Below are 9,250 nucleotides of genomic sequence, written 5' to 3' on the forward strand. Positions count from 1 at the left end.
GACCGGGCGGCATGTTAGCGGCAGCGCCGCGCTTTGTCATGCCCCGAGGCCCCGCCAAAAGCTCGCAGGCCGCTCAGGGACGGCCCAGCGCAAAGAACTGCCCGGCGCTCCACACACCGAACCACACCTCGCCATCCAGCTCCTGCGGCTCGCTCAAGTCGACCATCTGGTAGAACACGTTACGGTGCACCAAGCCATCCAGATTGCTGCGCACCCGCACGTAGGGCGCCGGCTCGCCGGTGTGCGGATGCTCGCTGACCCGCAGCGGGTGCTCGGCATCCAGCAGCAGCTCGTCATCAACCTGGGTGAACAGACGCAGACACTGTGTCTGGCCCTGCCCCTCGACCTCCATGCGGGTGATTACGAAGGGCGCATCGTCGACGCGAATACCCACCTTCTCCACCGGCGTGACCAGAAAATACTGCTCGCCATCGCGGCGGATGATGGTCGAGAACAGACGCACCATGGCCGGCCGGGTGATCGGCGTACCCATGTAGTACCAAGTGCCGTCGCGGGCGATGCGCATGTCGATATCGCCGCAGAAATCCGGATTCCACAGGTGCACCGGCGGCAGGCCCTGGCTCTTGGGGATCTGTGCCAGCAGGTCGCCGGCCTTGTCGGATACAGTCATCAAAGGTTCCTTGCGCCGCCCGCGCCGCACAAGGCCCGCAACAGCAGCGTATGGTTAATGGCTCAGGCCTATCAGGCGCCGGGCATATTCTCGCAGCGGCGGGCCAATCAGGTCCTGCGGCTTTTTGTCATAGAACGTCAGAAAGCCGCCGCGCTGGCGAATCCGCGCGTAATCCAGCAGGTAACGGGTATTGGTTTCCAGCAGCATCAGCTGGATCACCCCCTTGTCCACACCCAGCCGATCCAGCGCCTCCTGGTCTGCCCATTCATCATAGGTGCCAATGCGGTCATCGGCACTGGCAAAGCGCAGGTACAGCAGGTAATGCGCGCCCTGCCCGCGCGCCGCCTGCATGGCCTCTTCAAGGCCCTGCGGGGACGGGGCGCGGCGCACCATGGGGAAATACTCGACAAAGCCTGCAAAGGCCTGCTCGGCCACCACGTTGGCCGGCGTGGCATGGCCGGGCGGCACGAAATGCCCCTGGGCAATATAGATCAGCGAGTCCGCCTGCAAGCGCCAGGTGCTGTTGCGCTGGATATGCGCATGGTCGAGCACGCCGGCATCGCGCAGCTGGTAGAGCGTGCCGTCGGCCATATCGCTGACCTTCATACAGCCCGTCAGGCCGAGCAGCACCAGCAGCATGAGCAGTCGTTGCATGGGTTATCTCCACAGGCAATGCCGGGAATCCGGCGCATGCTTCACTCAAGCAGGAATCACGCCAAGCAGCCGGCCTGCGTTCACAGACCGCGCTGCCACTCCTGGCGCAAACGTACTGCCTGCGGCTGCTCGATGGCCTGACGCACCTGGGCGAGCAGGCGCGCCTTGTCGGCACCGAGGGTGCCCTTGAGCACCAGGTAGTTGGAGGCATGGTCACTGCGAAACACCGTGTCGCGCAGCTCCAGGCGCTGCAACAGGCGCTCCACTTCGAGGAACAGGCCGTGCTGGTCGAGCGGCTGGTAATCGGCAAACCCGGCGCGGAAGCGCTCCTCGCCCATCGGGAAGCTGACCACCAGGGTCGACAGGTACTCCGGCTGGCTGTCGTTCATCAACTGCGCGGATTGCTCGGCATGCTGCACCGACAGGCTGCGCCCACCCAGGCCGTTGAGGATCATCACCGAGCGGGTAATCCCCGCCTGGCCCAGCTTGTCCAGCGCGCTGAGGGTCGAGGCATAGGTCTCGCCCTTGTTGACCCGCGCCAGCACCTCGTCATCGCCCGACTCGGCCCCCACATAGGCCATCTTCAGGCCGGCATCGGCCAGCTCGCGCAGCTCCTCCACCGACTTCTTGCGCAGGTTGCGCGGCAGGCAGTAGCTGGACACCCGCTCGACGGTCGGCATGTGCTCGGCAATCGCCTGCAGAATGCTCAGCAGGCGGCGGGTCGGCAGCACCAGCGCATCACCATCGGCAAGAAATACCCGCTGCACGATCAACTGCTCGCCACAACGGCGGATTTCCTCGAGCACCTGCTGCTCGTCACGCGCACGGAATTTCTTCTGCGGCGCCGTATACATCTCGCAAAAGCCGCAGTGGTTCCACGAACAGCCATTGGTCACCGGCAGGATCAGCGAATGCGCCTCGCTGGGCGGGCGGAATACCGGCTCGACATAGTCGATGGGAAAGGCCTGCATGGACGACTCCTCAGGCGTGGCCGGCTTCGCCGTCGCGCTTGCGCTTGTTGCCCATGCGCACGCCGATATCCATGAGGAACTGGAAGAAACCCTCCTGGTCCTCCAGCACACTGCTCCAGAACGGCGAGTGATACAGCGCCACCGCGCCATGCACCAGCGCCCAGGCCGCGCAATAGTGGAAATACGGCGGCACGTCCTCCAGCTTGCCATCGGCGATCCGCGCCTTGATCAACTGGGTCAGGCGCTCGAAGTTCGACGCACGGATGCTGTGCAACTGCTCAACCATCTCCGGCACCTGATTGCCCTTGACCACCTTCTCTTCCAGGCGGTCGAACAACCGGTAGCGCTGCGGGTCGCGCATGCGGAATTCAAAATAGGCGCGCGACAGCGCCTCCTTGTCCTTGTCGACGCTTTCCGAGTGCAGCAGCTCATTGAGATCGCGCTCGTAGTCGAGCATCAGGCGCAGGTAAATCTCCGCCTTCGACTTGAAATGCTTATAAATGGTGCCCTTACCGATACCTACCGCATCGGCAATCATCTCCACGGTGACACTGTCCTCTCCCTGTTCGAGAAACAGCTTCAGCGCGGTATCGAGGATTTCCTGCTCGCGGCGGCGAAACTCGCGGACCTTACGGGGTTCTTTCTGCATAAAGGGACTGCGTGGTCAGAATCGAGGCGGGCTATTATGCCTGTCCAGCCGCAAATTGCACGGATCAATCCGCCATGTTGAGCTTCCCCGACGAGTTTCCCCAGGCCCCTGGGCTGCGCTACCTCAACCACGCCGCCGTCGCCCCCTGGCCGGCACGCAGCCGCGACGCCCTGCAACGCTTCGCCGCGGAAAACTGCCAGCTCGGCGCCCGCGACTACCCACGCTGGATGGGCATCGAACTGCGCCTGCGCCAGCGCCTGCAACGCCTGCTCAACGCCCCCTCGGTGGAGGACATCGGCCTGCTCAAGAACACCTCCGAAGCGCTCTCGGTGGTGGCCTTCGGTATCGACTGGCGGCCCGGCGACGAAGTGCTGATCAGCGACCAGGAGTTCCCCTCCAACCGCATCGTCTGGGAAGCCCTGGCGCCGCGTGGCGTGCAGGTGCGCGTAGTGAGCCTGGACGGCAGCGACCCGGAACAAGACCTGCTCGACGCCTGCGGTCCACGTACCCGCTTGCTGTCGATCAGCGCCGTGCAATATGCCAGCGGCCTGCGCCTCGACCTGCCGCGCCTTGGCCAGGGCCTGCGCCAGCGTGGCGTACTGTATTGCATCGATGCCATCCAGCACCTAGGCGCGCTGCCCTTCGACGTGCAGGCCTATGACTGCGACTTCGCCATGGCCGACGGCCACAAATGGCTACTCGGCCCGGAAGGCCTGGCGGTGTTCTACTGCCGCGCCGAGCGCCGCGAACACCTGCAACTGCAACAGTTCGGCTGGCACATGGTCGAGCAGCTCGGCGACTACCAGCGCCAGGACTGGCAACCGGCGCACAGCGCGCGGCGCTTTGAATGCGGCAGCCCGAACATGCTCGGCGCCGTTACCCTGGAAGCCAGCCTGAGCCTACTGGAAGAGGTCGGCATGGCGCAGGTCGCCAGGCAACTTGAACAGCGCATGGACTACCTGCAACAGGGCCTGCAAGCCATCCCCGGCCTGCACCTGCACTCCCCGCTGCACGCCGAGCGGCGCGCCGGCATCCTCAACTTCACCCTGCAGGGCTGGGATAACGCCACACTGTTCGAGCAACTGCGCCAGCAGCAGGTGGTCTGTGCGCAACGCGGGGCGGGTATCCGCCTGTCGCCGCACTTCTACACCCCCGTCGAAGTACTCGACGACACCCTCGCCCTGCTCCGCCAGTGGGCCAGCCGGGGCTGACAGTTCTTAACAAGGCCACCGGTATCGCCAATCCATTTAAGAAAAAGCGGCCTGTGGCTGGACGTGTGCCAATACCCGGCAATACTCAAGGTACTGACGTGCGGCACACCTCCCCCGCGTGCCCCGCCAGTCGGGGGTACCTTGGATCGGGTACCTGCGTTTTTACTCTTAATGGTCTTGACCCGGCTCCGCCCCCAGAGCCGGGTTTTTTTTGCCCGTTTGGCGGAGCGCCCCAGCGCAGACGATTGCCCCACCTCATTCGAAAGCCCAGGCAGCGCGCTGCCAGCTCAGCAGATATCACCGCACTGACGACAGTGTCGGAAAACGCAACACCCAGTCTCGGTATACTCGCCTCGGCCAAACAATCTACAGCGCAGCGGTTCGCATTTCCTAAGCACCTGCCCGCTGTCGGGCAAAGCGTACGCAGTGGCCTAAGCCAGTAAAAACAACAAGAACGGACTCCCACACCTTCATGAATGACAAGGCCTATTTCAAATCGCTCGACGGCCTGCGCGGACTTGCAGCCATTGCGGTAGCGCTCTTTCACTGGCTATTAAGCTTCTCCGGCTACCTCGCCGTTGATTTCTTCCTGGTCTTGAGCGGTTTTATTCTGGCTCACCGCTACCTGTACACAGACAGGCCGGTCAGCGCCTGGAAGTTCAGTGTTTCGCGTATTGCCAGACTGTATCCGATGCACCTGTTCGGCCTGTTCAGTTATCTCATCGTCTACACAGTGATCGTCAACGATATCCCCAGATACCGCGACGGCACGTTCTTTACCTTTTTGCAGCAACTGACACTGACCCACAACATCGGGCTTAATCGCCAGTCATTGACATGGAATGCCCCTAGCTGGTCCATATCGGTAGAGTTCTGGCTGAATATCGTTTTTTTCTGCTTCATACGACGCCACACCAGCAGCTTGGTATTGCTGTTGATGAGCGTGACCGGCCTGACGGTCATCCACAACCTCAGCGGAACTCTGGATACCACCCACCAGAATTACTTCCAGGTAGTGAACTCCGGACTGCTGCGCGGATGGTCTGCCTTTGTACTGGGCATCCTGGCTTACCGGGCATGGCGCCTGCTGCGTGGCATCAGTTGGCCGCCCATACTGGCGCTCGGCGTTGAAGGCTTATTGTGCGTGCTGCTCTGGGTGATCTTTTTCAAGCTGAACGGCAACTGGCGATCGGCAGAGATATTTGCTCCGTTCGCCTTCACTGCAATCGTTGTTGTATTTGCTCTGGAACAGGGTTTGCTTGCCTGGCTGCTGCGCAAACTGCAGTGGTTGGGCACGATCTCATACTCGATTTACCTGAACCACCTGGTGCTCATTATGCTGATCGACAGCATCATGGGGCACCTGGGATACAGTCGTCAGCTCCTGACCCTGCTGTACCTGCCGCTGCTGCTGGCGTATTCGAGCATGACCTATCGCTGGGTCGAGGTCCCCGGAAAGCAACTGATCAGACACCTGGGAAAGCGCATGGAGCAACTAGCCAGCAGCGCTAGCCATTTGCCAGAGAAGCCCAATACCGCACTGTCATCAGCCGCTGATAAATAAGCACTAGGCAGATCAGCAAGCCCTGTCCTGGCACAAGGTCAATAACAATCATGATCCGCGCGGTCGATTGAACGCTTGGCCCCCGCTGCGCGAACTACAGATTGGCCAGGGCAAGAAAGCCCACAACAGGCCGGATAGTCGAATGCAACCGCACTGACGACCAGTGCAAAAACAATGCTTTGCTCACTACTTGCGGGGAGAGTCCATATGCATTGTCCGATGCGCCTTTGACCGCAAACCTGAATGCGCATAGCATGTGCGCATAAACACTCAGGAGGGAATGTCCATGCTCGCCATCTACAATCCCCATGCTCCAAAACGGGCCGCCAACCTCAGCATTAACGGTGACCTACTCAGTAAAGCCAAGGATTTGAACATTAACCTCTCCGCGACATTGGAGCAGGCTCTGGCCGAAGCCCTGAAGAAAAAACAGCGCGAGCAGTGGCTGACAGAGAATCGCAACGCCATCAATGCCTACAACGAACATGTGGAAGCTCACGGCGTGTTCAGCGACGACCTGCGGAGCTTCTGATGCCTCAGTTCGCCGTACACAAGAACACCAACGCTGCCACCAAGGCTGCCGTACCCTTTCTGCTTGACGTACAAAGCGACCTGATTGCCGAGCTCGGCACACGGGTTGTCGTGCCTCTCTACACGGCTACCGCCATGCAAGGGAAAACGCTCAGTACACTCACACCAACGTTTGAGATTGATGGCAAACAGTACGTGATGGTGACTCCTCAACTGGCCGGTATCGCCAAGAAGCAACTCGGTACTCAAGTTGCCGACCTCTCAGCACAACGCAATGAAATAATTGCTGCTATTGATTTGCTTATCACCGGTATCTAATCGGTGCTTCTAACGCCGCCAGCACGCGCTGGCTTTATAGTGAAGGCGCCGCCGCAGCGGAAAAGCCTTCGCTGTGCCCGTAATAGGAAGCAGACCACGTTTACGCTCTACTTAAATCGTGGCCCATCCCCTATTACGCGACTCAAACCATGACGGGATAGCCAATCTCTGCTGCCTCTGCGTAGACGGTTGCTAATTCTGCCTCTGGATTAAGCGCAAGAATGATGGAGTCAGTGAGTGGCTTGTGAGAAAAGATCGCCGCCGTGGCTTCCGCTGAAACAGCACACTCATAGTAGCTCTCGGCCCAGGCAATGTAACCCGATGGCCCCGAGAAAAGTAAAGCCAGCATCTCGCTAGCGCCATCGTCTTCACGGCCGCCGATCACCTTACTCCAGCTATGTTCATTTACTCCTCGCCAGTAACAGAACGTCGCGTGCTGCATTGAGAAAGCAGGCTCGTTCAGGAAAGATGAGAAAGAGCCTGGAACTTGACTTTGAATGTGCTCTGGCAATGTGGAGCCCTGCGCCAGTTCGTGTGCAAAGCCTTTGATTGCCGCCCCTGCACCATCGAATAGCAAGAACCAGTCATCACCGCATCCATTACGCATAGATGCCATTTCTTCGTTGTCGCCCCATTGGCTGTCGAAGCTGTAGTACCGATATTCCCATTCAGGACACAGGATTGCATCAAGCATCGCAAGGGCCTGTGTAATGCTACGCAAGTGCGAAATTGACGGCAGATGATCTGGTGACATATGAAATGACCTAACTTCTGACATGAGCCACAGCCTCTGAGGCCCCCCCCCGATGGAATGGCTAGGCATCTGAGCTTCGCCAGCAATAATGCACTCAAAGAAGTCAACCTGAGAGAACTGCTGCAGGCTCACTCAACAACTTCTGCACCCCAGCCGTCATAGCTTGCCGCAAATTGCTCGGCCAACGCTTCAAACTTGAGCGAAACTTCGTTGAGTGCTCGAAGCTCCAGCACCATGACCCGCTTGGCAACAACCTGGAAAGATGAATTCTCTTCGCCCAGTTCATATAGCTGCACCTCGTAGTCAAGCGCGCACAGTGCATTGACGATCGCGTGAGCACTCGCCTGATCTTCAACCTCAAACACAAACTCGGGTTCGTGTGGCTTTCGCAGATCACTGCCTGCCTTGGCCATTTCAAGCAAGACCTGTGCATCCGGATCATCGTTATCCTGTAACGTGGCGAGTAACGCTGTTGGTGTTGGCATTGTGACACCTAACGCCCAAGTTCAGGGGCGCCCGCTTGGCGTGGCCGAAGCGATCGTACGCATTGGCGTCCCCTGCAACGCCCAGTTAGGCTGGGGCGCGTAGGCACTGTGTTGCAGTTGCATATTGAATCTAGGCTTAGCTTGAGCGACGGGCGGTTGTCCACCTATCTGGGTGATGGTTAGCGATGCCGACTAGCGCAAGAAAATCCATGCGGCGACCACTGCTACTGCAAGCATATGCAATGCCATGCCCGCTTGATTCTGGCGATGAAGGCTAGGCGTTGAGGCCACATGCTTCATGCATGTTGTGTAGTCTCCGCCGACTTCCTTGGCAGCGGCAGAGACTGCTTTGTACCGAAGGTACGTGCCCCACCCCAGCAGTGATAAAGCGATAGTGGCGATGAGTATTGCGATGTGCATATCGATCGACGCGTTAAGCCTAAGGAAGGTCTGCATAAATGAGCGCTGACCGTGGTTGGGTGCACTGACATGACCAGATTGGCGGTTGAGCGCTCTCCCGGCAGGTGTTTTGGGCGCGTTTCGCGCCCATTTCCCATGCGCTGGACGCACTCATGCCAAGCTCCCCGTCAAACGCTTGCGCACCATCCACAGATTGGCCAGCGCAAACAGCTTGTGCAACTGCGCCGTGTTCTTGGCCAGGCCGCGGTAGCGCACCTTCACATGCCCGAACTGGCGCTTGATGACACGGAACGGATGCTCCACCTTGGCGCGGATGCTGGCCTTGATGCGCTCGACCTGATCGGTCAGCGCGTCCATGGGGTCGGCCTTGTCCAGCAGCTTGCGCTTGCCCGGTCGCATGGCCACATGCCACGTCACATCTTCTTTGGCGTCGGGCCGCTTGTGTGCGCCTTGGTAGCCAGCATCAGCGAAGACATCCGTCTCTTGCCCGTGCAGCAAGCTGTTGGCTTCGACCACATCGTTGACGTTGCCCGATGTGCCGCGCACGGTGTGCACCAGCCCCGAGTCGGCGTCCACGCCGATGTGCGCCTTCATGCCAAAGAACCACTGCTGGCCCTTCTTGCTTTGGTACATCTCCGGGTCGCGCTCGCCGCTGGCGTTCTTGGTCGAGCTCGGCGCCGAGATCAGCGTGGCATCGACCACCGTGCCACTGCGCAGCATCAGGCCCTTGGCACCGAGCAGCAGGTTGACCGTAGCCAAGATCCGCTCGGCCAGCTTGTTCTTCTCCAGCACATGACGAAAGCGCAAGATCGTGCTCTCGTCAGGCAGGCGATCATCCCAGCCACCCAGGCCGGCGAAGTCGCGGAACAGCGGCATGTCGTGCAGCGCTTCTTCCATGGCCGGGTCGCTCAGCGTGAACCACTGCTGCATGAAGTGGATGCGCAGCAGGGACTCCACCGGGAACGGCGGGCGGCCGCGTTTGCCTTCGGGCATGAACGGTGCGATCTGCGCCACCAGGGCGGACCACGGCACCACCCGGTTGTAAGCGCTCCATAAACCCCA

General features: G+C 60.0%; 11 protein-coding genes. 4 read left to right on the forward strand and 7 right to left on the reverse strand.

What is annotated here, in order from left to right; translation table 11 throughout:
* Nucleotides 1-73 precede the first annotated feature (73 nt).
* From CFY91_RS14425 to CFY91_RS14440, 4 genes are all read right to left on the reverse strand, one after another.
* Nucleotides 74-631: a DUF1285 domain-containing protein gene (locus CFY91_RS14425; protein ID WP_093987101.1), complete on the reverse strand. Its 558-nt coding sequence runs from the start codon at nt 629-631 to the stop codon at nt 74-76.
* Between the two features lie 54 nt (nt 632-685).
* Nucleotides 686-1,285, reverse strand: coding sequence for a DUF4823 domain-containing protein (locus CFY91_RS14430; RefSeq protein WP_093987102.1), 600 nt, complete (start codon nt 1,283-1,285; stop codon nt 686-688).
* Nucleotides 1,286-1,365: 80 nt separating this feature from the next.
* Nucleotides 1,366-2,256, reverse strand: a complete 891-nt coding sequence (locus CFY91_RS14435) for a radical SAM protein (protein ID WP_093987103.1) — start codon at nt 2,254-2,256, stop codon at nt 1,366-1,368.
* 10 nt (nt 2,257-2,266) lie between these two features.
* Entirely contained in the window at nt 2,267-2,905 is a 639-nt protein-coding gene (locus CFY91_RS14440) for a TetR/AcrR family transcriptional regulator (protein ID WP_093987104.1), read from the reverse strand.
* 74 nt (nt 2,906-2,979) lie between these two features.
* On the opposite strand from CFY91_RS14440, the gene CFY91_RS14445 reads away from it, so the two are divergent.
* From CFY91_RS14445 to CFY91_RS14460, 4 genes are all read left to right on the forward strand, one after another.
* Nucleotides 2,980-4,116, forward strand: coding sequence for an aminotransferase class V-fold PLP-dependent enzyme (locus tag CFY91_RS14445; RefSeq protein ID WP_093987105.1), 1,137 nt, complete (start codon nt 2,980-2,982; stop codon nt 4,114-4,116).
* A gap of 472 nt (nt 4,117-4,588) precedes the next feature.
* Nucleotides 4,589-5,680, forward strand: coding sequence for an acyltransferase family protein (locus CFY91_RS14450; RefSeq protein WP_093987106.1), 1,092 nt, complete (start codon nt 4,589-4,591; stop codon nt 5,678-5,680).
* Between the two features lie 286 nt (nt 5,681-5,966).
* Nucleotides 5,967-6,212, forward strand: coding sequence for a type II toxin-antitoxin system CcdA family antitoxin (locus CFY91_RS14455; RefSeq protein ID WP_093987107.1), 246 nt, complete (start codon nt 5,967-5,969; stop codon nt 6,210-6,212).
* Complete coding sequence (locus tag CFY91_RS14460; RefSeq protein WP_093987108.1) at nt 6,212-6,529, forward strand: CcdB family protein; 318 nt, start codon at nt 6,212-6,214, stop codon at nt 6,527-6,529. The genes CFY91_RS14455 and CFY91_RS14460 overlap by 1 nt, the downstream gene beginning before the upstream one ends.
* A 142-nt stretch (nt 6,530-6,671) precedes the next feature.
* On the opposite strand, the gene CFY91_RS14465 is transcribed toward CFY91_RS14460, so the two are convergent.
* The 3 genes from CFY91_RS14465 to CFY91_RS14480 form a co-directional block, all read right to left on the reverse strand.
* The gene (locus tag CFY91_RS14465) at nt 6,672-7,415 is read right to left on the reverse strand and encodes a hypothetical protein (RefSeq protein ID WP_093987109.1); all 744 of its coding nucleotides are present in this window, start codon (nt 7,413-7,415) and stop codon (nt 6,672-6,674) included.
* Nucleotides 7,412-7,768, reverse strand: coding sequence for a ribonuclease E inhibitor RraB (locus tag CFY91_RS14470; protein ID WP_093987110.1), 357 nt, complete (start codon nt 7,766-7,768; stop codon nt 7,412-7,414). The genes CFY91_RS14465 and CFY91_RS14470 overlap by 4 nt, the downstream gene beginning before the upstream one ends.
* A 570-nt stretch (nt 7,769-8,338) precedes the next feature.
* Nucleotides 8,339-9,250: IS5 family transposase (locus tag CFY91_RS14480; RefSeq protein WP_093987113.1), on the reverse strand; the 912-nt coding region annotated here is incomplete at its 5' end.

It is taken from the genome of Pseudomonas fluvialis, from assembly GCF_002234375.1.
Lineage (GTDB): Bacteria > Pseudomonadota > Gammaproteobacteria > Pseudomonadales > Pseudomonadaceae > Aquipseudomonas > Aquipseudomonas fluvialis.

Coding starts and splice junctions, on each gene's coding strand:
- CFY91_RS14445 (WP_093987105.1), top strand. CDS start 2,980: ATGTTGAGCTTCCCCGACGAGTTTCCCCAGGCCCCTGGGCTGCGCTAC.
- CFY91_RS14455 (WP_093987107.1), top strand. CDS start 5,967: ATGCTCGCCATCTACAATCCCCATGCTCCAAAACGGGCCGCCAACCTC.
- CFY91_RS14460 (WP_093987108.1), top strand. CDS start 6,212: ATGCCTCAGTTCGCCGTACACAAGAACACCAACGCTGCCACCAAGGCT.
- CFY91_RS14430 (WP_093987102.1), bottom strand. CDS start 1,285: ATGCAACGACTGCTCATGCTGCTGGTGCTGCTCGGCCTGACGGGCTGT.
- CFY91_RS14435 (WP_093987103.1), bottom strand. CDS start 2,256: ATGCAGGCCTTTCCCATCGACTATGTCGAGCCGGTATTCCGCCCGCCC.
- CFY91_RS14425 (WP_093987101.1), bottom strand. CDS start 631: ATGACTGTATCCGACAAGGCCGGCGACCTGCTGGCACAGATCCCCAAG.
- CFY91_RS14450 (WP_093987106.1), top strand. CDS start 4,589: ATGAATGACAAGGCCTATTTCAAATCGCTCGACGGCCTGCGCGGACTT.
- CFY91_RS14470 (WP_093987110.1), bottom strand. CDS start 7,768: ATGCCAACACCAACAGCGTTACTCGCCACGTTACAGGATAACGATGAT.
- CFY91_RS14440 (WP_093987104.1), bottom strand. CDS start 2,905: ATGCAGAAAGAACCCCGTAAGGTCCGCGAGTTTCGCCGCCGCGAGCAG.